General features: G+C 69.9%; 23 protein-coding genes and 1 tRNA gene. 10 read left to right on the top strand and 14 right to left on the bottom strand.

The annotated features are described in order from the left end of the window. Nucleotides 1-57: 57 nt before the first annotated feature. Both OG943_RS39085 and OG943_RS39080 read right to left on the bottom strand, forming a co-directional pair. On the bottom strand, nt 58-1,503 hold the full coding sequence (locus OG943_RS39085; RefSeq protein ID WP_328605942.1) for an ATP-binding protein: 1,446 nt from the start codon (nt 1,501-1,503) through the stop codon (nt 58-60). Nucleotides 1,504-1,909: 406 nt separating this feature from the next. Next, nucleotides 1,910-2,587 (bottom strand): fasciclin domain-containing protein, encoded by a 678-nt coding sequence (locus OG943_RS39080; RefSeq protein ID WP_328605941.1) that lies wholly within the window; start codon nt 2,585-2,587, stop codon nt 1,910-1,912. A 287-nt stretch (nt 2,588-2,874) separates the two neighbouring features. Here OG943_RS39080 and OG943_RS39075 point away from each other — a divergent pair, with 287 nt between their 5' ends. Beyond that, complete coding sequence (locus tag OG943_RS39075) at nt 2,875-3,129, top strand: hypothetical protein (RefSeq protein WP_328605940.1); 255 nt, start codon at nt 2,875-2,877, stop codon at nt 3,127-3,129. Between the two features lie 57 nt (nt 3,130-3,186). On the opposite strand, the gene OG943_RS39070 is transcribed toward OG943_RS39075, so the two are convergent. Genes OG943_RS39070 through OG943_RS39045 form a run of 6 tightly spaced genes read right to left on the bottom strand, consistent with a single transcriptional unit; the run spans nt 3,187 to nt 5,648 of the window. Further along, nucleotides 3,187-3,762 (bottom strand): alkaline shock response membrane anchor protein AmaP, encoded by a 576-nt coding sequence (locus OG943_RS39070; RefSeq protein ID WP_328605939.1) that lies wholly within the window; start codon nt 3,760-3,762, stop codon nt 3,187-3,189. Then, nucleotides 3,759-4,286, bottom strand: coding sequence for a DUF6286 domain-containing protein (locus OG943_RS39065; RefSeq protein WP_328605938.1), 528 nt, complete (start codon nt 4,284-4,286; stop codon nt 3,759-3,761). Before OG943_RS39065 ends, OG943_RS39070 begins: the two co-directional genes overlap by 4 nt. Continuing rightward, entirely contained in the window at nt 4,283-4,642 is a 360-nt protein-coding gene (locus tag OG943_RS39060; protein WP_328612265.1) for an Asp23/Gls24 family envelope stress response protein, read from the bottom strand. Before OG943_RS39060 ends, OG943_RS39065 begins: the two co-directional genes overlap by 4 nt. Before the next feature lie 33 nt (nt 4,643-4,675). Then, nucleotides 4,676-4,852, bottom strand: coding sequence for a hypothetical protein (locus tag OG943_RS39055; RefSeq protein ID WP_091629582.1), 177 nt, complete (start codon nt 4,850-4,852; stop codon nt 4,676-4,678). Continuing rightward, nucleotides 4,849-5,178 carry a hypothetical protein gene (locus tag OG943_RS39050; RefSeq protein WP_328605937.1) on the bottom strand — a complete coding sequence of 110 codons (330 nt, stop codon included), beginning with the start codon at nt 5,176-5,178 and terminating at the stop codon, nt 4,849-4,851. Before OG943_RS39050 ends, OG943_RS39055 begins: the two co-directional genes overlap by 4 nt. Further along, nucleotides 5,175-5,648, bottom strand: a complete 474-nt coding sequence (locus OG943_RS39045) for an Asp23/Gls24 family envelope stress response protein (RefSeq protein ID WP_328605936.1) — start codon at nt 5,646-5,648, stop codon at nt 5,175-5,177. Before OG943_RS39045 ends, OG943_RS39050 begins: the two co-directional genes overlap by 4 nt. 190 nt (nt 5,649-5,838) lie before the next feature. Between OG943_RS39045 and nshR the strand changes: the two genes are divergently transcribed. From nshR to OG943_RS39030, 3 genes are all read left to right on the top strand, one after another. Beyond that, nucleotides 5,839-6,645: an NshR/TsnR family 23S rRNA methyltransferase gene (nshR, locus tag OG943_RS39040; RefSeq protein ID WP_328605935.1), complete on the top strand. Its 807-nt coding sequence runs from the start codon at nt 5,839-5,841 to the stop codon at nt 6,643-6,645. A 101-nt stretch (nt 6,646-6,746) separates the two neighbouring features. Next, nucleotides 6,747-7,664, top strand: coding sequence for a hypothetical protein (locus OG943_RS39035; RefSeq protein WP_328605934.1), 918 nt, complete (start codon nt 6,747-6,749; stop codon nt 7,662-7,664). 148 nt (nt 7,665-7,812) lie between these two features. Then, nucleotides 7,813-8,322 (top strand): hypothetical protein, encoded by a 510-nt coding sequence (locus tag OG943_RS39030; protein WP_328605933.1) that lies wholly within the window; start codon nt 7,813-7,815, stop codon nt 8,320-8,322. Nucleotides 8,323-8,436: 114 nt separating this feature from the next. Here OG943_RS39030 and OG943_RS39025 read toward each other — a convergent pair whose 3' ends face one another. Together OG943_RS39025 and OG943_RS39020 are read right to left on the bottom strand one after the other, a co-directional pair. Next, complete coding sequence (locus OG943_RS39025) at nt 8,437-9,009, bottom strand: TetR/AcrR family transcriptional regulator (protein ID WP_328605932.1); 573 nt, start codon at nt 9,007-9,009, stop codon at nt 8,437-8,439. Nucleotides 9,010-9,171: 162 nt separating this feature from the next. Further along, complete coding sequence (locus OG943_RS39020) at nt 9,172-10,032, bottom strand: helix-turn-helix transcriptional regulator (RefSeq protein ID WP_328605931.1); 861 nt, start codon at nt 10,030-10,032, stop codon at nt 9,172-9,174. Nucleotides 10,033-10,161: 129 nt separating this feature from the next. On the opposite strand from OG943_RS39020, the gene OG943_RS39015 reads away from it, so the two are divergent. Then, the gene (locus OG943_RS39015; RefSeq protein WP_328605930.1) at nt 10,162-11,061 is read left to right on the top strand and encodes an alpha/beta hydrolase; all 900 of its coding nucleotides are present in this window, start codon (nt 10,162-10,164) and stop codon (nt 11,059-11,061) included. A gap of 16 nt (nt 11,062-11,077) precedes the next feature. On the opposite strand, the gene OG943_RS39010 is transcribed toward OG943_RS39015, so the two are convergent. Then, nucleotides 11,078-11,704 carry an alpha/beta hydrolase family protein gene (locus tag OG943_RS39010; RefSeq protein WP_328605929.1) on the bottom strand — a complete coding sequence of 209 codons (627 nt, stop codon included), beginning with the start codon at nt 11,702-11,704 and terminating at the stop codon, nt 11,078-11,080. Between the two features lie 100 nt (nt 11,705-11,804). Here OG943_RS39010 and OG943_RS39005 point away from each other — a divergent pair, with 100 nt between their 5' ends. The 4 genes from OG943_RS39005 to OG943_RS38990 all read left to right on the top strand — a co-directional run bounded on the left by OG943_RS39005 (nt 11,805) and on the right by OG943_RS38990 (nt 15,203). After that, nucleotides 11,805-12,701: a LysR family transcriptional regulator gene (locus OG943_RS39005; protein WP_328605928.1), complete on the top strand. Its 897-nt coding sequence runs from the start codon at nt 11,805-11,807 to the stop codon at nt 12,699-12,701. A gap of 119 nt (nt 12,702-12,820) precedes the next feature. Further along, a complete protein-coding gene (locus OG943_RS39000) occupies nt 12,821-13,447 on the top strand; it encodes a hypothetical protein (RefSeq protein ID WP_328605927.1) in 627 nt (208 codons plus the stop codon). Further along, nucleotides 13,444-14,088 carry a YbhB/YbcL family Raf kinase inhibitor-like protein gene (locus tag OG943_RS38995; protein ID WP_328605926.1) on the top strand — a complete coding sequence of 215 codons (645 nt, stop codon included), beginning with the start codon at nt 13,444-13,446 and terminating at the stop codon, nt 14,086-14,088. The genes OG943_RS39000 and OG943_RS38995 overlap by 4 nt, the downstream gene beginning before the upstream one ends. A gap of 602 nt (nt 14,089-14,690) precedes the next feature. Further along, a complete protein-coding gene (locus OG943_RS38990; protein WP_328605925.1) occupies nt 14,691-15,203 on the top strand; it encodes a hypothetical protein in 513 nt (170 codons plus the stop codon). 116 nt (nt 15,204-15,319) lie between these two features. Here the strand turns inward: OG943_RS38990 and OG943_RS38985 are convergent, their stop codons facing one another. Then, on the bottom strand, nt 15,320-16,540 hold the full coding sequence (locus OG943_RS38985) for a hypothetical protein (protein WP_328605924.1): 1,221 nt from the start codon (nt 16,538-16,540) through the stop codon (nt 15,320-15,322). Next, entirely contained in the window at nt 16,537-17,334 is a 798-nt protein-coding gene (locus OG943_RS38980; protein ID WP_328605923.1) for a sigma-70 family RNA polymerase sigma factor, read from the bottom strand. Before OG943_RS38980 ends, OG943_RS38985 begins: the two co-directional genes overlap by 4 nt. A gap of 412 nt (nt 17,335-17,746) precedes the next feature. Between OG943_RS38980 and OG943_RS38975 the strand changes: the two genes are divergently transcribed. Then, nucleotides 17,747-17,819, top strand: a tRNA-Lys gene (locus OG943_RS38975). Between the two features lie 420 nt (nt 17,820-18,239). Here OG943_RS38975 and OG943_RS38970 read toward each other — a convergent pair. Continuing rightward, nucleotides 18,240-19,757: a peptide deformylase gene (locus OG943_RS38970; protein WP_328605922.1), complete on the bottom strand. Its 1,518-nt coding sequence runs from the start codon at nt 19,755-19,757 to the stop codon at nt 18,240-18,242. Nucleotides 19,758-19,869 lie beyond the last annotated feature (112 nt).

The raw sequence follows: 19,869 nt of genomic DNA, 5'->3' as shown, positions 1-19,869 counted from the left end.
GCTCCTGCCCCCTCACTCCAATCTGGGGGATCCGGTTCGGCAGTGGGGAGACGGGCATCAGTCGCCGTCTTCCGCGCCGGGCTGCTGCTCTGGGGAATCGGGAGTGGGGGAATCGGGAGCGGCCTTGCGGGTGCGGCTCTGCTGGAAGGCGCCGAACCGCGCGCCGCTGTCGCCGTTCGGGCGCGACTGCCGCGGGCCGGGCGAAGGCGTGAGCGGCGGACGTGACGACGCGGCCAGCGTCTGGCCGCGCGGGCGCTTCGGCAGCGCGCCGGACTCGATGGGCAGCGGCTCCTCCGGCCAGACGGTGCGGCTCGCGCCGGCGGCCACCAGCTCCTCGCGCCGCGGCGTGAGCTCGGGCAGCGGCTCCGGCCGCGGCTGCGTGATCAGGTGGTTCGGGATCCGCATGACCACGCCGATCCCGCCACGGGACGACGGCCGGAAGAACACGTGCAGCTGGTGCTTGCGGCCGAGCTGGCCGACGACGGCGAGGCCGAGCCGGGTGCCCGACAGCGACGTCAGGTCCAGCGGCTCGTGCAACGCGACGGCCTTCTCGGCGCGGACCAGCGCCTGCGGCTTCATGCCGAGCCCGCCGTCTTCGATGGTGATCACGGCGCCGTTGTGCAGGTCCTCGACGTACACGTGGACCTCCTCCGACGGCGCGGAGAACTTGGTCGCGTTGTCCATCAGCTCGGCCAGCGCGTGCATGACGTCCTCGGCCGCGTAGCCGGCGATCGCCGCGCCGCTGGTGGAGTGGACGCGGACCCGCTGGTACGCGCCGATCCGGCCCATCGCGCCGCGCAGGATGCTCTCCATCCGGATCGGCTTGGCCCAGCGGCGGCCGGAGCGGGCCCCGGTGAGCACCGCGATCGAGTCGGCGAGCCGTCCGGCCTGCGCCGTGCTGTGGTCGACCTTCAGCACGTCACCGAGCATGTTCTCGGCGCAGTGGTTCTCGATCTCGCGCAGGTCGGCGAGGATGCTGGTGGTCAGCGCCTGCACCCGGCCGGCGGCGTTCGCGCAGGCCGCGGTGGCCGCCGCCCGGCGCCGTTCGCCGATCGCGACCTCCTCGACCAGCATCCGCACGATCCGCTCGTGCGCGTCGTGCTCGGGCCGCGGCATCGAGCCGAACACGGTGGCGGCCGTCGCGCCGTCGCGCAGCCGGGCGACGACGGCGGGCATGGTCTGGTCCACCAGGTGGGACAGGTCGGCGTCGGACAGGCCGGCCCGGGCCTGCGCCGCCCGCGCGTCCTCCTCGGCCCGGCGGACGCGGTCCTCGGCCTGCTCGAGCCGGGCCGCGCCGCGCGTCGCGAAGAAAACCGCGCCGCACAGCAAAAGCCAGGTCACGGCGCCCGCGATCGCGACGAGCACCCGCACGCCCCCGGGCACCGCGAGCGTCACCCACACCCACAGCGCACCGACGGCAACCGCCGTCACCGGCACCGCGAGCGCGGCCGGTGCGGCGGTCCTGCGCGGCTGCGCGTGGTGTGCGGGCAGTAGTTCCGACATGGCTTCAAGTCCTCGCGTCCGATAGGTGGGGAGACAGTACGAAAAACGCGTTTTCGCCTCTCGGTCCGGCACTGGTCGTACTCGCCGCTCCAAAGTCTCGATGACGGGACCAGGATATTAGCCCCACCGACAACTCCCCCGGTGAGGAGCACCGCCTACCGCCAAAGCGGCCGCATACCACGCCACCACTGATAATTACGTTGTGCGACAACGGGTTCGACTCGCAGTCGTCGATGGGGACGGTTATTCGCCCGCCATTTCCCCCCGATCAGAGCAACACACTCACCGGCTTGGTCGCACGCGCCACGACAAGGCGTGACCGAATCGCCGAATTCACCACCCAGAAAGGGAAAAGCCCGCCGCGTGGCTGGTGAGGCCAGGCGGCGGGCTTGGTACCGGGGGTTGTTCAGTTCTTGTTGGTTCCCGGGGTGAGGACCTTGTCGATGACAAAAACGGTGGCGTTCTTGGTGGGGATGTTGCCGCAGAGGATCTTGGCGCCGTTGACGGTCATGTTCTCGCCGGTGCCCTCGATCTTGAGCGGGCCGCCCGCGGTGTCGAGCGAGGTGACCGAGCCGCCGGCCGCGGCCAGGCCCTTGGCGTCGTAGCGCTTGGCCAGGACGTGGTACTGCAGGATCGGCGCCAGCTGGGTCGGGTTCTGGGCCAGCTCGGTGAACTTCGCGTCGCCCAGAGCCGCGAACGCGGGGTCAGCCGGGGCGAAGACGGTGATGGCGGGCTGGCTGTTGAGCGTGTCGACCAGGTCGGTGGCCTTGACCGCGGCGACCAGCTTGGTCAGCAGCGGGTTGGTCGAGGCGGCGGACGCGACCGGCTGCGGGCCCATCGAGTCCAGCGAGCCGGCGGCGCTGCCCTGCGGCAGCTGCGAGCAGGCCGGGCCGAACACGTCGGCGTTGGTGGTCACGCCACCGGACGCGTCGGAGGCGCCCGGCATCGGGGCCTGCATCGAGGAGGACGGGGCCGGGGCGCTGCTGCTCGCCGACGACCCGCTGTCGGTGCCGCTACCGCAGGCGGACAGGGCAAGGGCGGCGACAGCGGTGACGCCAAGACCAGCGATACGCAGGGACTTCACGGGAATTCTCCGTTCACAGTGGACAGACTCGGGGGTGAAGCGCTTGGGACATCGCAGTTCTTCCGACGCCGCGGTGTTCTCTCGGCAGGGATTCGGCACTGCCGGCGGGGTGGATGGGTCAAGTCTTCGACCACTTTCGAGTGACGCGCTCCGGGCGTAGTCCGTCAAGGCCTCCTTACCCGCGTCGGACGCGGGTAAGGAGGCCTTGACGGACTTTTCGGACTGCCGGCACCGTCGCGGCCGCTGAGCGCTTACCATCGAAGGCCGGTGGAACGCAGGGGGACGTGATGAGCGAGGAAGGGCCCGGCCGGGACTGGTCGGCGGCCGAGAAGTCGGCCTACCGCCGCCTCGTGCGCGCCCACCACCCGGACTTCGGCGGCGACCCGGACACGTTCGCGGCCGAGCTGGCGCGGTTCCACGCGCGCCGAGAGGCCCCGCGCGACGACATCGTCTTCGTCACCAAGCGCCGGGGCCTCGGCCGGATCGTGGACGCCGTATCGACGCGCCGCCGCAAGCGCCGCCGCCCGCCGCGCGTCCACTGACAAAAGACTCGTGAGTGTTTATGACGGTTCTAACCGTCATAAACACTCACGAGCCGTTCAGGCGATACGAGCGGTACGGGTCTTCGTCGAGAACCGGAACTCCAGCGTCACCGGCAGTTCGTCCAGGTCGAGGGCCTGACGCAGGCGCGGCAGCACCGTCGACTCGAGTTCCCGGCGGATCTCCGGCAGGTCGCCGTCCTGGTCGACGCTCAGCACCGCCGCCAGGCGCGGCGCGGTGAGCGGACCGGCCAGCGTCGCGTGGGCGTCGTGCACCCCGGGGCAGGCGGCGAGTTCCGCGACGAACGGCTCGACGGCCACGCTCGCCGCGAGCGCCGTCGTTCCCTCGGCCGGGTCGGTCTCGAAGCGCCACACCTGCGAACGGGGCTTGCGGGTGAGCTGGGCGGCGAGCCACCGCAGCGTCAGCAGCCCGAGCACGATCGCGGCCGCGGCCACCACGTACAGCACCCAGGTGGGCGGCAGGCCGGTGCCGGGGATCAGCGGCGAGTCCGGCCGCAGCAGCGTGAGCTTCCGGAAGTGCGTCGCGACGGCGAACCCGCCGGCGGCGAGCAGCACCAGTCCCAGCACCACGAGCAGGCCGCGGTTGAGCCGGGCCGGGCGGTTGAGGTCGGTCACGACGCGCTCCCGGAGGTCTTGAGCCGGACCTTCACGGCCGGCGGGGTGGCGGGGTCGATCTGGCCGACGCGCTGCTCGACAGCGGTGCGCACGGCGTCGGTGAGCCCGTCGGTGTTGCCGCGGGCCGTCGTCACCACGGCCTTCACCCGGCGTCCCCCGAGCTTCAGCTTCGCGCCACTGACACCGTCCACAGTGGACGCCGCAACGCGCAGCGTGGACCGGTAGCTGCGCCGCGAGGCCCCGGAGTCGAGGTCACCGCGCAGCGGCAGCACGGTCGCCCGCCCCGGCAGGACCGCGGCGAGCAGCAGGACCAGGCCGAGCAGCGCCGCCACCCCGCCCACGATGGCCGGGATCTGGTCGGTCCAGCGCTGGCCGTGCAGCCAGCCGGTCACCGCCGCGTAGCTGATCCACGGCTTCTCGCCGACGATGAGCTGGATCGAGACGGCCGCGGCGAGCACGCACACGGCCAGGATCACCAGCGCGGCCAGCGTGGCCGGCGCACTGCGCCGGGGGCGACGTTTCACAACACCCTCCTCGGTTCGGCGGCGCTGGTGTGGAGCGCGGTGACGGTGATGTCGACGTGGGACACCGCGAGCCCGGTCAGCTCCGTGGTCCGGCGCCGCAGGTGCTCGCGCGCGGCCTCCGTGGTCTTCGCGACCGACAGCGGGTAGCTGATGGAGAGCCGGACGTCGAGCGTCACGGTGCCGTCGCGGACCTGCGCGGTCACCTTGGCCGGCTGGTCAAGGTCCTCACCGCCGACGGCGACGCCCAGCATCCGCGCTGCGGAGCCCCCGACGCCGTCGATTTCGGTCACCGCCTGCGTGGCGATGCGCTCCACCGTGCGGTCGCTGATCAGGAGCGCGCCGCGGTCGTCGACCATGCTTGCGGTGGGCAAGGTCGTGGTGGTCACGGGTCAGCCCCTGTCGCGGCCGGTCAGGTGGGACAGGTCGAGCTTGCCGTCGAGGAACCGGCCGGCCAGCAGGCCGAGCGCGCCGAGGACGAGCACGAGCAGGAAGGCGCCGAAGCCGCCGAACGCGGCGGCGAGGCCGAGCGCGAGGCCGGTCAGCAGCCCCAGTTGGGTCGAGTTCACGACTTTTTCTCCTCACGGGTGGTGTGCCGAAGCGAAGCGGCGGGGACCGCCGGGACGGCGATGTCGCCGACCCACACGTCCACGGGTCGCCCGAGCGGGCCGAGCGCCGCGCGGACCTCGTCCCCGAGCCGTGGCACCGCGGCGGCGTCACGGGCGACGACGCCGATCGTGACCACGTCGTCGCGGATCCGGACGCCGCGCACACGGCGGCCGGGCAGGAACGTCGAGATCTCGCCGAACCGGCCGCCGTGCAGGCCGGCGACCCCGGGCAGGGCCAGCACGGCGGTGGCGAGGTGGTCGGCATCCACGAGGACGCCGGTGCTCACTGCACCCGGCCGGTGGCGGGCGAGCCGGACTCCTCGGCGTCGTCGCCCTCACCGGGGATGTGCACGTCGGAGACGTTGATGTTGACCTCGACGACCTCGAGCCCGGTCATCTGCTCGACGGCGCCGATCACGTTGCGGCGAACCGAGCGTGAGAGGTCGGCGATGGAGACGCCGTACTCCACCAGGATCTGCAGGTCGACCGCGGCCTGCTTCTCCCCCACCTCGACGGAGACGCCCTGGCCGGCCGAGGCGGACGCGCCCGGGATGCGCTCACGGATGGCGCTGAACGCGCGGGCGGCGCCGCCACCCAGGTCGTACACGCCGGGGACCTCGCGCGTGGCCAGGCCGGCGACCTTCTGCACAACGGTGTCGGCGATGGTCGTCGCACCGTGCGACGAGGTCAGCGCGCCGGTGCCCGACTTCTCCATCTCACCAGCGGAAATCGTGCTCTTCGTGGCCGTGTCGGTCATGACTTCTCCTCAGGTCCGGTCTGGCTGTCGGCGGGAGGCCTTGCCTTCCTCCACACCGGATAGACCCAGGCGACGCGAGATCGTCACGACCCGATCGTGTGGTCCTGGTCTCGACCGGAGCGCCCGGGACGGCCGCCGGCCGCTCGCGCCGCGAAAGGAGGCGGCGGTCAGCGCGAATACACTGCCGGTCATGACCGAGCTGGAAATCATCACGGAGAAGTCCGACCCCGCGGTGCAGCGGATTCTCGACGTCACCAAGCCGTCGCGGTCCAGCATCAAGACGACGCTGATCGAGGACGCCGAGCCGCTCCTGCAGTGCATCGGCGCGGGGCTGGGGTTCATCGAGGTGTACGGGACCGAAAGCGTCCCCGTGCCGGCCGATCTGCTGGCGGCCTGCGCGGAGCGGGACATCCCGGTCCGGCTGATGGACAGCACGGTCGTCAACCACCTGTTCAAAGGCGAGCGGAAACCGAAGATCTTCGGTATCGCGCGTGTTCCCCGGCCGGGCAATTTCGAGGACGTCAAGAAGCGGGCGGGCGACGTCGTCGTCCTCGACGGTGTGAAGATCGTCGGCAACATCGGCGCCATCGTGCGGACTTCTTTCGCGCTCGGCGCCGCGGGAATCGTCCTGGTCGACAGCGACCTGGGCAGCATCGCCGACCGGCGGCTGATCAGGGCCAGCCGCGGTTACGTGTTCTCCCTGCCCATCGTGCTCGCCACGCGCGAAGAGGCGATCGAGCACATCCGTGACAGCGGCCTGTCGCTGATGATCTTCGACGCGGACGGCGACCTGGCCGTCGACGACCTCGGTAAGCAGGACGAGCGACTGGCCCTGCTCTTCGGCAGCGAGAAGACCGGCACCTCGGACGGCTTCCGCGGCATCCCGTCCACCTCGGTGTCGATCCCGATGATCACCTCGGCGGAGTCGCTGAACGTCTCCGTTTCCGCCGGCATCGCCCTGCACGAGCGCACCCGCCGAAACGTCACGGCGGGCTGAGCGACGGCCCCGCGCCAGGTTCCCGATCCGAGACGTTCGGGCAGAACTTCTTTTCTCCCGCCACAATGCGGCGGCAGGACAGGCGAAGCAGATGATCTTGTGTGGCGCTGGCCGGAATCGGCCTCGTCGGCGCCGCGAACGTGTCCACAGCGGACGCATCGGAGGCCGCCGGGCAACGGCCGGTGTACGCGATCGCGCACCGGGTGGACACCCTCGACGGGGTGAACGCGGCGATCAAGCACGGGGCCAACGGCATCGAAGTGGACCTGTGCGGCTGGTCGAAGCCGGACGAATGGCGGGCGCACCACGACTGCGCCGGCACCAACCGGGAAGGCCCGGCCCTGAGCAGCTGGATCGATCGCGCCATCGCCCAGTCCGGGCCCGGCCACAAGCTGAGCCTGGTCTGGCTGGACATCAAGGACCCGGACTACTGCGCCGAGCAGCAGAACCGCGCGTGCAGCGTGGCCGGTCTGCACGACCAGGCGCAGCGGCTGACCAGGGCCGGCATCCAGGTGATGTACGGGTTCTTCGGTTACAAGCCGGGTGAGATCGGCGGTCGGGGCTGGCAGAGCCTGCAGGGCAAGCTCGGCCCGATGGAGGGCATGACGGTGACCGGCTCGCTCAAGACCGTCGAGGACGCCTACGCCAAGGGTTTCCCCGAGCGTCAGCGGGCGATGGACTACGGGGACTCGAACATCGGGAAGGGTTTCGGCAACTGCGCCGAGGCCGGTTACAACACCTGCGCGGAACTGAAGCTGGGCGCCAAGGACCGGGCCGCCGGCAAGCTCCGTGCGACGTTCTCCTGGACCTCCACCCTCAACGACAAGTCCTATGTGGACCAGTTGCTCGACGCGGGCCAGGTGGACGGCATCATCGCCGGGTACGGCGAAAGCACCGGGCTGAAGGACTACGCCGACACCCCGGAGTGCGCCAAGGCCATCGGCCTCGTCCGCGACTGGGTGAGCCGGCACGGCTCCACCCACCGGCTGGCCACCGGTAACGACCGGCTGTTCGCTTAGGACAGACCGAAAAACCGAGTTCGATCAAGGTTGCGTCGGGGTGATTGATTCCATCCGCACGCATCTTCACCGGCCCGGTAAACATCTAACACGGTGAAGGCAAACGAGATGATCGTTTAACCAGACGAGACTCAACGAGGAGAACGACATGCTGAAGTACACCAAGGTTCTGACCATGGCGGGCGCCACCGCGGCCATCGCGGCGAGCGGGCTGCTGATGGGCGCCGGGGCGGCCTCGGCGAACCCGTCGGACACCAACACCTGCCAGCCGGGCCAGGTCTCGGCGTTCGCCAAGGAGGTTCCGTCGAACTCCGCGGACACCGCCAACTTCGTCATCGAGTTCCGCACGACCACGCCGGGCACGCAGTGCCTGCTCACCGGCCTGCCGCAGGATCTGGTGTTCCACGACGCCGGCGGCTCGGACCTCGGCCTGAGCAACTACACCACCGGTTCGCAGAACCACCAGGTGCTGCTCGACGACACCCACCCGGCCCAGGTCGACCTGCACTCGCCGGTCGCGCAGGACTCCGGTGCGCCGTCCATCCAGGCGACCTTCACGATGGCCAACTCCACCACCGGCATCCCGTTCAGCATCGCGTGGCCCACCGACATCAACGGCCCGGTCGAGATCGGCCAGCTCACCGGCGGCGCTGCCTGATCCCCGTCCTGACCCCGGTTTTCCGCCTCGGCGCCCGATTCGGTGAATCGGGCGCCGAGGCGTTTGCGCAGGACCGGCTGTGCGCGGACGTCACCTTCGCAGGCGCCCGAAGGTTCAGCCGAGTTCGGTGATCGCCCGCCGGAGTCGTGACATCACCGCGCGCAGGAGTTCGGCGAGACCTTCGTGGTTTTCGGCCCGAACCCACTCGGCATAGGCCTCCTTGAACGCGAGCATGCCCACTTCGGCCGCGAGGGCCGCGACGGTTTCCGAGACGCCACGGGCCCGCAGCGCCTCGGCCATCGACGCGGCGAGGCCGACGTGCTTGAGCTGGTCGCGTTCCCGCAGCTCGGCGCTGGTCGCGATGACAGCTTCCAGACGCGGCCCGAGTTCCCGGTTGAACGGCGTCATCGCCGCGGCCGCCTCCGCGAGCCCCTGTTCGACGGCCGTCAGCGGTGTCGCTTCCGCCGGCGCCGCGGCGATCCCGGCCGTGAAAAGCCTGGCGAGGGTCTCCTGCCCGGCGGTGAGCACTTCGCGCTTGTCGGGGAAATGCCGGAAGAACGTGCTCTTGGTCAGCCCCGCCCGATCGGCGATCTCCCCGACGGTGGTCTTGTCGTAGGTCTGCTCGGAGAACAGCTGCAGCGCGGCCGTGACCAGCCGCTGGCGTGCATCAGGCTCCCATCGTGGCATCGCCCCAGTCTAGTGACGGGACAGGTGTCGCCACCCGCGACAGGTACGCGAACTACCCGTGGATCCTCCCCATCGCCAAGATCGCCCTGCGCCCGGAGATCGAGCAGATGTTTTTCCACGCACGGGTCCCGATGCCCGAAAACTCGCCGAGCACCGACCGTTTCACCGTGCGGCAAGGGGATTGGCGGGTGACGGGTCGGTCCATGCGGCGAGAAACCGGATCGCCTCCTGGGACCGGGTCTCCGCCGGCGCCGTCATGACGAAGATGGTCTGGCCGTCGTCGTGCGCTGACCGCAGCAGCTGCCAGTCCAGGGTGAACGCACCGGCGAGCGGGTGCCGTAGCGACTTGGTTCCGAAGGTCTGGTAGTCGACGTTGCGTTCGGCCCACCAGGTCCGGAAGTCCGGGTCGTGGACGGACAGGTCGGCGACCACCTCGGCCAGCCGCGGGTCAGCCGGGCGTTCCACGACGGCCATGCGGAGGAAGGCCACGCACGTGCGGGCGATGCCGCGCCAGTCTTCGTAGCGGCTGCGGACGTCGGAATGGAGGAACAGCAGTCGCAGATAATTGCGGTGGTGCTGCGGCACCTGATCGAAATCGATGAACAACGCGGCCGCCAAGGTATTCCAGGCGAGCACGTCGAAGCACCGGCCGAGCACCATCGCCGGAGTGTCGACCAGGTTGTCGAGCAGGAGTTGCGTCTGCGGCCACACGTGCTCGACCGGAGCGGTCCGCCGCCTCACCTTCTTGTTCGTGAGCTGGTACAGGTAGCTTCTCTCGTTGTCGTCGAGGCGCAGGGCGTCGGCGAGGGCGTCCAGCACCGCGGTGGACGCTCCGGTCAGCCGCCCCTGCTCCAACCGCGTGTAGTAATCGGTGCTGATCATGGCGAGCTGGGCGACCTCCTCGCGCCGCAGACCGGGCACGCGGCGTCGGCCACCGACCGCGGGCAGCCCCATCTGCTCGGGGTTCAGTTCCGCCCGGCGGGTCCGCAGGAACGCGCCGAGTTCCCCGCTGGTAGCGCTCATAGTCACATCGTCGCATGCGGCCGGCGGCTTGCCAGGGACAAAACTTTCCCAGGAACCGTTCGGCCCTGGCTCGTTTCCCCGGTCGGGGCCGACGGTGAGAACAGGCCGAATCCATCGCCGTTCACCTGAATGAGAGACATTTCCATGCGCCAGGACATCACCTTCCTCAGCGACGGACGCAAGCTCGCTGGCCACCTGTACCTGCCGGACGGCCGCTCCGCCGATCAACGGCGACCGGCCGTGGCGGTGGTCGGAGCCTCCTCCGGAACGAAGGAGCAGACCCCGGCGGCGTACGCCCGGCGCCTGGTGCGGCTGGGTTACGTCGCGCTGGCTTTCGACCACTCCACCTACGGCGAGAGCGAAGGCACACCACGCAGCGACGAGAACCCCTTCGCCAAATCCGAAGACATCAAGAACGCAGTCACCTTCCTCACCAGTCGCGAGGAGGTCGACCGAAGCCGGATCGCGGCCCTGGGCATCTGCGGTGGCGGCGGCTTCGTGCCTTACACGGCCGTCGCGGACCGGCGGATCAAGGCGGTGGCCACGGTCAGCGGACTCCCGGACCTGCGCAGCACCCTCACCGACGGATTCGCCGGTGATTGGCACGACCTGATGGCCTTCGCGCAAAGCGCCCGCGAGGCGTACGCCGCGGGTGGCGATGCGCAGTACGTGCCGTTCATGCCGCCGGGCGAGCAGAGTGAATGGGTGGAGAACGGCAAGCAGTACTACCTGACCGACCGCAACCCCGATCCCCACTGGAAGAACGAGACCCTGGTGTGGTCGTTCGACAAGATGCTGCAGTTCTCCGCGCTGGACATCATCCCGTTGCTGGCGCCCACGCCTCTGCTCCTGATCGCCGGCTCCCGAGCCGAAACGCTCCCGCAGAGCCAGGCGGCCTACGAAAAGGCCAACGAGCCCAAGGAGCTCTACCTCGTCGAGGGAGGCACCCACTTCGACTTCTACGACAAGCCGGAATTCGTCGAGCCCGCCGTCGAGAAGATCGATAGTTTCCTGCGGACACACCTGTAGGTCTTCATCCCCGCGATCAGGCGGCCGGGGGCAGTTGCCGGTCCAGCCAGCCGCCGACCGCGGTGGTCAGCCGGTCGAGCGCGGCCTGCCGGCCGTAGGGGACGTGGAACACGTGGTCGGCCTGGGGGATTTCGACCAGCTCCATGGTGCTGGGCAGCGCGGGGAACTGCGCCGGGCGGCCGAACGGGTCGTGTCCGCCTTGCACGATCAGCGTCGGCCGACCGGTGTCGAGTAGCTCCCTGGCCTGGCCGGGACCGTTGAGCGGGTAGGAAAGCGCAAGCACCGCAAGGGCTTTCAGGTCCCGGGCCGTCCGGCAGGCGACCTGCGAACCCGCGCTACGGCCGCCGGCGATCACCGGCAGCCGCGCGGATTCGAACCGTGGCCACAGTTCCCGCCACACGGCGTCGAGAATCGTCGGCCCGGACAGGCTCGGATCACCCACCACGCGATAAGGCTGTTCAACGAGCGCGACGGTGATCCCCTGCGCTGGCAACGTTTTCGCCAGCGCTTGCAGGTCCGGGGCCTCGATGCCGGTGGCCGTCCCGTGCCCGACGGCCAGGACGGCCCGTGGCTTGCCCTGCCCCGGGTACCAGGCCACGCGCGCTTCGCCCACCGACGTCGGCATGAACTCGTCTGTGCGCACAGGATCTCCCAGCCCATTGCCGTTGCGATGAACAAGAGCTTCCCGGAAATCTTCTCATGTGTCCAACAAGTAGCTAATCTGGTTTTGATAAGTTCCATGCATGACGATCTCCCTGCGCCAGCTCGAGTACTTCGTGACCGTGGTCGACGAGGGCTCGTTCACCCGCGCCGCGGACGTGCTGCACGTCAGCCAGCCGGGCCTGTCCCACCAGATCCTCGCGCTGGAACGTCAGCTGGGCGGCCCGCTGCTGGAACGCCTGCCCCGGAAGGTCCGCCTCACCCCGGCCGGGCGAACGGTGCTCCCGCACGCCCGGGCCAGCCTGGCCCACGCGCAGCGGGTCAGCAGCGCGGCCCAGCGCGCCTCCGGCATCGTCGCCGGCGAGCTGCACATCGGCACGTTGTTCTCCATCAGCGTCGGCGTGCTGCCGTCCGCCCTGGCCGCCCTGCGCCGCGACTATCCGGAGATCCGGGCGCAGCTGGTCGAGTTCCGGCACACGCACGACCTGATCGCCGCCATGGACGCCGGGCTGGCCGACCTCGCGGTCGGCCCCGTCCCGCTGGAGTGGGAGGGGCCGATCCAGCCCATCGGCGTCGAGGAGTTCGTTGTGGTCGGCCCCGCCGGCGACGCGCTCGGCGGCCAGTCCCGCGTGCGGCTCGCCGACCTCGCCGACCGCGAGTTCGTGCACTTCACCATGCCCAGCGGCCTGTCGGACTACCTGGATCAAGCCTGCGCGACGGCCGGTTTCCAGCCCAAGGTCTCGCTGCGGACCGAACAGGGCCCGTCGGCCATCAACATGGCCCGCGCCGGACTCGGGCTCACCCTCGTGCCCAGCAACATCATCCCGCCCGGTTTCGACGGCCTGGTGCTCCGGCCCGACCCGCCGGTCAACCGCGAGCTGTGCGTGTACACCCGAGTCCGCCCGGACCCGGTCACCGCCGCCTTCGTGACGGCCATCGCCGACCAGGCCACGATCGCGCCGCAGCGTTTCCCGCAGTGAGCGCGGCCTAATTGCCATGCATCCTGCTTATCGGCATGAGACTTACTATTTGTTGGACTTGTAGTTCTGGCGCGGGCACGATCGTTTTCAGGTCATTTCCGTCCGAACTGGAGTGGAACATGCACACCATCCGAGTGCTCTGTCTGCACGGGTACCACGGCAGCGCCGACACGCTCCACAGACAGATGCAGCCCCTGGTCCGCGACCTGGAGGTTCCGGTCGAGTTCGTCTACGTGGACGCGCCATCGCTGGCACACGGGGATTTCGGGTGGTGGCACCTGAACTTCCGGGGCTGGGAGCGGACTCGCGACTGGGCCGTGGACCTGTTCGAGCGAGAGCCGCATTTCGACGGTGTTTTCGGGTTCAGCCAGGGCGCCGCCCTGGCCGCACTCCTGGTCGGCCTGCGTGCTCCGGACGGGCACGTCACCCAGGAGCGGCCACTGTCGTTCGAATTCGCCATGATGGCGAGCGGATTCCGCAGCGACTCCCCCGCGCACGCCGGGCTCTTCGCCGCGAAGGACAGCTTTTCGTTGCCATCACTGCACATGATGTCCCGATCCGACCCGATCGTGGCGCCCGCCGATTCCCGGACGCTCGCCGGCCAGTTCGCCGCACCGATCGTCCTCGAGCATTCCGGCGGTCACGTCGTCGACGGCACGCCGCCGGTCCGCGAGGCGGTCACGGGATTCCTCAACGAGATGGCCGCCCGCAACCCCCTTGACCAGACAGGAGTCGTCGCCCCATGAAACGCACCCTCTTGACCATCGCGGCCGTCGCCATCACCCTCGGGGCTTCCCTCGGCGTCGCGTCCGCGAGCAGCCGGCCGGCAGCCCACGTCGACCAGCTCAGCTGGTGGGGCCCGAACCCGTACGAGTACCTCCCGAAGGTGCCCTCGTTCGGTCTCACCAGCCAGACCGTACGCAACCACCGACCGCTGCCGACGCCCCAGCTGTCCGGCATTTTCGGTGCGCCAGGCGGAAAAGACATCTCTCCGCAGCTTTCCTGGTCCGGCTTCCCCGCCCGGACGAAGAGCTTCGTCGTCTCGATGTACGACCCGCAGGCCCCCACCGGAAGCGGCTTCTGGCACTGGGTGGTGGCCGACATCCCGGCGACCACCACGTCCCTGCCGGAGAACGCCGGCGCCCACGACAGCACCACCCTGCCCACCGGCGCATTCCAACTCGCCGGCGACGCGGGCGCGTTCCGCTACATCGGCGGCGCACCACCGAAAGGCTCCGGCACGCACAACTACTACCTGACGGTCACCGCACTGGACATCGCCACATCAGGCACCGGCCCGACAACCAGCGGTGCCCTGCTGGGCTTCACCATCGGCAGCCACACAATCGCCCGCGCGACACTCGTCTGCCCCACTGCCGCCGAGTGAAACACCGGTAACCGGTACCCGCGGCGGCGTCGCTGATCTCCCGGCGCGAGGCGTCCACTTTGGATCTTCTCTTAGCGATGATTCCGAGGTGGGCGCCTCGGCGGTCGGGCTGACGACGGAGGGGGTCGGCGCGCAGGGCGCGGCGACCGGAGTCACACGCGGCGCGAAGCCCCCGAACTCGCGAACCGGCTCCGCGTGCGCCTGCGCCTGGGTGTGATGTTCCCGGCTTCGAGTTCAGCCCGGCGGCCCTACACAGTACGCAGCCGAACCGAGGGTGCATTGATCAAGATTTACCGTATTGGATCAGCCGGTCGCCGAGCCTGCGCCAGCTCGGATAGCCGGACAGAAATTATCCGTCGGCCGCGGCTCTGGTAGGGACCGACCTGCCTGTTTCCGGGCTAGGTGCGTCGCCGTAGGACCGGACAATCTGCCGTTTTGCACGCCACAGCAGGTGAGCGTTAACCGGCGACGGATTGAATGTCCGTGAAGTCCCTCTCCTGCGCTTGGCGGCTGCTTGTCCGGGTCAAGGACCTGTTCACTGGATCTTCCTCGGCGCCTGGAACCCCAGGCCCGAGCTGGTTGAACAGAGTGGGGAGAACTCAATGTCTCGCGTACAGGTGATGAGTGCTGCGGTCGCGTCGGCGGCGATGCTGGTGTCGCTCGCAGGCACGGCATCGGCTGTCACGGCACAACCGCCCGGTGACGCCGGTGAGGTCGTCTCGTCCTACGCGGTCGCCGGGCCTGGGACCGTGGCGGGCGCGCCGACCGACCACTACAGCGACGCGGCGGGCGCACAGCAGGTGTTCGCGCCGGCGGCGGTGAACCTGCCGTTCGACTTCACCTTCGACGTCCAGTACAGCCTCAACTCGAGGGACTTCTTCCCCGCGAACGGCCGGGCGTGCGTGAATGCGGCCGTCACCGGTGGGCAGGGCGAGAAGATGTCGGTCGAGCTGTACGACTTCCTGCAGAAGGGCCCGACCGTCAACTGGAACACGAACGGCAGTGTGCAGCAGTACTGCTTCACTGGGCTGGACAACGGCGAGGACTACTACTTCCGCATCACGCACGTGTCCGGCGGGCCCGCTGTGTCGGGCTACGGCAGTGTGACGGGCTGATCTGGCCTTTCCCGCCCGCGCCGCTGATCTGAGCGGCGGCCGCCCGGGTGTGGACGAGGCGGGTGCTGGGTGTGCGCACACCCAGCACCCGCCTCTTTCGTGGCGCTGTACGCGGTTTACCGGTGGATCAGCGCCGCTGGGCCGTCGGCAGGGCGGGTGGTGCGCTGCAGCAGCCAGGTTCCGCCGGGACCGGGGTGCACCGTGCCGAGGTTGACCTCACCCGCCGAGATGCCGAACCCGGTCAGCACGATCCGGTTGCCCTCGCGCAGCACCTCCGGGCCGGCGGTGACCGTGGCCTGCCCGCCGGTGGCGCTGAGGGTGACCGGGTGGCCGGTGACCGCGGTGACCACGCGCAGCCCGCTGGCAACGGGCAGCTGCGCGAGGTCGGCGTCCACCACGGCTTCGCCGGTGGCGGACACGGCGGTGACGACGCCCGCGAACCCGGCGGTGGTGGTGACGATGTCGCCCCGTGCCGCGCCGGTGCTGCCCTGCAGGCGGGCGCCGCCGCCGGTGAGGACGCCGGGCGAAGTGACGGGGTCGACGGTGGTGCCGGTCAGGGTGCCGAAGGCAGGGTTTTTGGGGCCACCGGTGGCGATGCGGGTGTTCCAGGCGGCTGCGGCCGGGGGCAGCGCGGTGGTGAGCAATCCGTCGGCAGGGCGGCTGACGGAATCGCTCATCTCGGCGTCGACCGCACTGGTGGTGAACCAGGCCGACGTCACTCCGGGCGCGGTGATCGCGACCGCCAGGCTCACCGGTGCTGTGGTGCCGCCGGTGCGCGGCTGGGTGCCGACGAACCCGTAGGCCGGGGCGCCGAGCTGCCCGTCGGGGACCTCGAGCTGGGCGCGCACCTGCAGATGCTGCTGGTCAGAGCCGGTGAGGAACGCCAGGCGGGTACCGCCGTCGTGGTCCTGTCCACGCAGCACGACGACGGTCTCGGCTACCGCGCTGCCGGCGGGGGTGGCTCCGGCGTAGAGCAGCGCGGCGGGCAGGCCGGAACTCACGGCGTCCGGTGCGGCCTGCGACCACACCTGACGTGCCCGCTGCGCGAGCCCCGTGTCGCCGGACAGCGGGCCACGCGCGGGCCACTGCGTCACCGCCGCCGTCTGCACCTGTGCCGGGGCTCCGGAGCCATTCACGGTGCCGATCACCGCGGACCCACCTGCGGCCACCGCAACCGCAGTGACAGCGGCCGCCACCACACCGCGTCGCCGGCGCCGGGCCCGGGTGGCCAGCACCGCCCGGGCCATCTGAGCACTCTCGTCCGGCTGCGTGGCGGGCAATGGTGTAGCCGCGAGCTCCTGGCGGACGGTGTCCTCGAACTTCTGCGACGGCATCATCGTCGTTCTCCCTCCCATACCAACGACCCATCTCGCATCTCTTCCGCGGGCAGGGCCGCGCCCGGCCCGCCCGGTGGAGTGGCGCTCTCCCACAGCTGCCGCAGCTTCGCCAGGCCTCGTGACGTCGAGGACTTCACCGTGCCCGCGCTGCAGCCGAGCAGCCGCGCTGTCTCCGCCTCGCTCAGGTCAAGGTAGAAACGCGCCGCGAGCACCGCACGCATCCGCTGCGGCAGCTGGGCCAGCAGGGCCAGCATGTCCGTGCGCCCCTCGGCCACCGCCACACCGTCCACGCCGGACGCCGTCTGGTTTCCGGCGTCGGGCAGAAGCAACTCCCGGCGACGGCCGCGGCGGCGCAGGAACACCCGGAACAAGGTGGTACGCGCGTAGGCCGCCTCGTCGGCGATGCTGCCCCGGCCGATGTGCTTGGCCAGCTTCAGCAACGCATCGTGCACCACGTCCCCGGCCTCACCACGATCACCGGTCAGTACCACCGCGTAACCCAGCAACTGCTCGTAATGCCGCTCCACGAACACGGTGAACCGCTCGTCCGCCTCCCGCACACCCTCCCCTTTCCACGCCCCGACTCCCTCAAGAGCCTCCAGCAGCCCGCAAAGGTTGCTCGCGTCGAAGAAAATCATCCTGCCGCGCTCATCGCGCACGATCCGGTCCACCCGGGCCGCCGTCCCGGCTCCCGCCATGCTCCGCGACGAACTGCCGACCCGCGCCCAAATCCCCCATCCCGGCAGCCCCCGGTGACCGGCGATCAGGCTCAGTCCACCGGCGTCGGCGTCCATGGCGCCGCCGGGTCATTGAGTCGCGTCGAGGCCAGTGCGGACCTGATACGTGGCGTTGCGCACCAGAGCCTCGGGGTCGTGAGCTTCCGTTGATGTTCGTCGGACGCCGGGTGGGCTCCAGTTGACGAATGACCGTGCCGGGCAACCCGGGTGCGTGGATGACGCGGCTGCGCTACCAACATGGGCTCCAGCATCACGCCGTACCCATATCCCACCGGACGCTCGGCTCAGCTCCGCGCCAGGTGCCATCGACGTGCCAGCACAACGGCACCCACAGGCGGGTTCCCAGGCCGGACGGACGACCTGTCGGCACCAAACGACGCGTCACAAACCGCGACGGTCACGGTGCCTGAGGATTAACTGCGCACCAGGGCGCACAGCGCCCGACGACCTCCCGCTAAACTCTCCTCACGGGCCGCTAGCTCAGTTGGTAGAGCAGAGGACTTTTAATCCTCGGGTCCAGGGTTCGAGCCCCTGGCGGCCCACTACATATCCGCAGCTCAGCCGCGTCTTTTGCCGATCTTGTCACCCGGAGACGTTCGGAGACATCGGGCGGGTTCACGAGCAACGGAGCCCAATCGGAGACACGCTGAGCGCCGCCGAGCCTGCCTTCTGCCGTTCCATCCTGGGGTTGCTGGAGACAGCGAGCGCCCGGAGGATTCGCCGTCGTGGCCGCACCGCGGAAGCAACCCGGACAAGTTGCGGACATGAGCGAAGCAGACCGGAGCCGACGAGGCGACACACCCGGGGCATGACCTCAGCAGAAGCGGCCGGGGCCGCAGGTCGCTTACCTACCTGGCTTGGCCCCCTGCGCCGCATTGCCGCCGCCGAACCCGGAGACAACCGGTAACAACGCGACCGTGCGACCCCGACACTGGCCGGGATGCCCGATCCAGCGTTGTCCATCAGTATTTCCAGCTCGACCCGGTGCCGCGGTACTGCTCGACCGGGATCGGGTCGACGCCGTCGCGCATCCGGTCGGTGTAGAGCATTCCGTGCAAGTGGTCGACCTCGTGGGCGACGAGGCGGGCGACGCCGCGCTCGAACACGGTGATCTTCGTCTGGCCGTCGATGGTCGTGTGCTCGACGTGGATCACGTGGGCGCGCGGGACCTGGCCGCGGACGTCGAAGAAGGACAGGCAGCCTTCGTACTGTTCGTCGACGTCGCCGGCGGACTCGATGATGGCCGGGTTGAACAGGGTGATCGCTTCGCCGTCCGGGGTCCGCACGATCGCGGCCGCGCGGTCGATGCCGATCTGCGGGGCGGCGATGCCCATGCCCTTGCCGAACGTGTGGGCCTGGGCGACCCGCTCGCACGCCGAGTTCAGCTCGGTCACCACCCTGCGGGCGTCCTCGGCCTCGGCCGGGAGGTCGAACCGGCGGGCGACGTGGCGCAGTGCCGGGTCGGTGTCCTGCACGACGCCGAGCGAGGCCATCACCGTGCTCGGCGCCGGGGGCGGACCGTCCGGGGCGGCGGCACGGCCGCGGAAGTCCCATTCGAGCCGGTAGCGGGCGTGCAGCGGCGGGTCTTCGCAGGACCAGGAGAAGACGTGCCGGTCGCCGGTGTCGTCGCGGCCGATGGCGGTGGCGAACGGCATGGCCTGCGCGGTCATCGAGGTGTGCAGCCCCCACACCGCGGCCGACAGGTCGGCGGGGAAGTCCAGGCACACCGACAGGGTGCGGGTCGGGAGCCGGACAGCGCGCTGGAACCAGTTGCCCCAGTGCACCTCGCTCACGGTGTACTCGTACTCGATCCAGCAGGATTCGCCGGGATACAAGGGAAAGTGCCCGTGCTCACCAGCGAAGAGCAGCCAGACTTCCTTGAAGGCGTCGCGGTCGTGGTGGGCGGTCCAGTCCATCGGGTTCGCGCGGGCGCGGCCGTGCCAGGCGCGCAGGTCGATCTCATCCCAGGCGAGCGGGTTCTCGCTGTAGAGCTGGTTCGAGCGCTCCGGATCGCCCGGGTAGCGGTCGACGGAGATGCGGATCAGGTAGCGGCTGATCGGCTCGGTGCCCCGGTTGACCAGGTGGCGGCGCTGGGTGAGCCGGTAGACCCCGTCCTCGTAGCGCAGGGTCGCGTCGTCGTGGTCGACGACCAGGCTGCCCGTCCCCACGGCCAGGTCGGCGACCGGCGGCGCCACCGGGCGGAGCTTGGCGGGGCGGTGGGCCTCGAAGTCGCGGAACGCGGTATGCAGGGCGCCGCCGGCGCGCAGCGCGGCCTCGGCGTGCCCGGCGAACGCCTCCGACGGCCGTTCGGCGCCGGAGAGCACCTTCGAGACGTAGGAGCGGTCGTAGCCCATCGCCTTGGCCAGCGCGGCGCGGGAAAAGCCGCGCACGTCGCGCCAGCGTTCGAGCTCGACGGCGAACACGTTCGCCTCGGCATCCGGCCCGCCGGTGCCGGTGGTGCTGGTCGTGCCCGTCGTCATCGCCGCCTCCGCCAGCTAGGGACCGTGAGTGTGCGTGAACGCACCGTGAGTCGCCCCTCAGCCTAGTTGCCCACCCGCGGGTCGCGGTGTTCTCAGATCTCCCGGCGCCCAC

Source organism: Amycolatopsis sp. NBC_00345, from assembly GCF_036116635.1.
Lineage (GTDB): Bacteria > Actinomycetota > Actinomycetes > Mycobacteriales > Pseudonocardiaceae > Amycolatopsis.
The sequence above is the reverse complement of the archived record's forward strand: the minus strand, read 5'-3'. Positions and strand labels throughout refer to the sequence as shown.

Excerpts from the sequence above, each read along its gene's own strand:
- OG943_RS39085 (WP_328605942.1), bottom strand. The coding sequence starts at position 1,503 with ATGTCGGAACTACTGCCCGCACACCACGCGCAGCCGCGCAGGACCGCC.
- OG943_RS39075 (WP_328605940.1), top strand. The coding sequence starts at position 2,875 with ATGAGCGAGGAAGGGCCCGGCCGGGACTGGTCGGCGGCCGAGAAGTCG.
- OG943_RS39060 (WP_328612265.1), bottom strand. The coding sequence starts at position 4,642 with ATGGTCGACGACCGCGGCGCGCTCCTGATCAGCGACCGCACGGTGGAG.
- OG943_RS39045 (WP_328605936.1), bottom strand. The coding sequence starts at position 5,648 with ATGACCGACACGGCCACGAAGAGCACGATTTCCGCTGGTGAGATGGAG.
- nshR (WP_328605935.1), top strand. The coding sequence starts at position 5,839 with ATGACCGAGCTGGAAATCATCACGGAGAAGTCCGACCCCGCGGTGCAG.
- OG943_RS39030 (WP_328605933.1), top strand. The coding sequence starts at position 7,813 with ATGCTGAAGTACACCAAGGTTCTGACCATGGCGGGCGCCACCGCGGCC.
- OG943_RS39025 (WP_328605932.1), bottom strand. The coding sequence starts at position 9,009 with ATGCCACGATGGGAGCCTGATGCACGCCAGCGGCTGGTCACGGCCGCG.
- OG943_RS39020 (WP_328605931.1), bottom strand. The coding sequence starts at position 10,032 with ATGAGCGCTACCAGCGGGGAACTCGGCGCGTTCCTGCGGACCCGCCGG.
- OG943_RS39015 (WP_328605930.1), top strand. The coding sequence starts at position 10,162 with ATGAGAGACATTTCCATGCGCCAGGACATCACCTTCCTCAGCGACGGA.
- OG943_RS39005 (WP_328605928.1), top strand. The coding sequence starts at position 11,805 with ATGACGATCTCCCTGCGCCAGCTCGAGTACTTCGTGACCGTGGTCGAC.
- OG943_RS39000 (WP_328605927.1), top strand. The coding sequence starts at position 12,821 with ATGCACACCATCCGAGTGCTCTGTCTGCACGGGTACCACGGCAGCGCC.
- OG943_RS38995 (WP_328605926.1), top strand. The coding sequence starts at position 13,444 with ATGAAACGCACCCTCTTGACCATCGCGGCCGTCGCCATCACCCTCGGG.
- OG943_RS38990 (WP_328605925.1), top strand. The coding sequence starts at position 14,691 with ATGTCTCGCGTACAGGTGATGAGTGCTGCGGTCGCGTCGGCGGCGATG.
- OG943_RS38985 (WP_328605924.1), bottom strand. The coding sequence starts at position 16,540 with ATGATGCCGTCGCAGAAGTTCGAGGACACCGTCCGCCAGGAGCTCGCG.
- OG943_RS38980 (WP_328605923.1), bottom strand. The coding sequence starts at position 17,334 with ATGGACGCCGACGCCGGTGGACTGAGCCTGATCGCCGGTCACCGGGGG.
- OG943_RS38970 (WP_328605922.1), bottom strand. The coding sequence starts at position 19,757 with ATGACGACGGGCACGACCAGCACCACCGGCACCGGCGGGCCGGATGCC.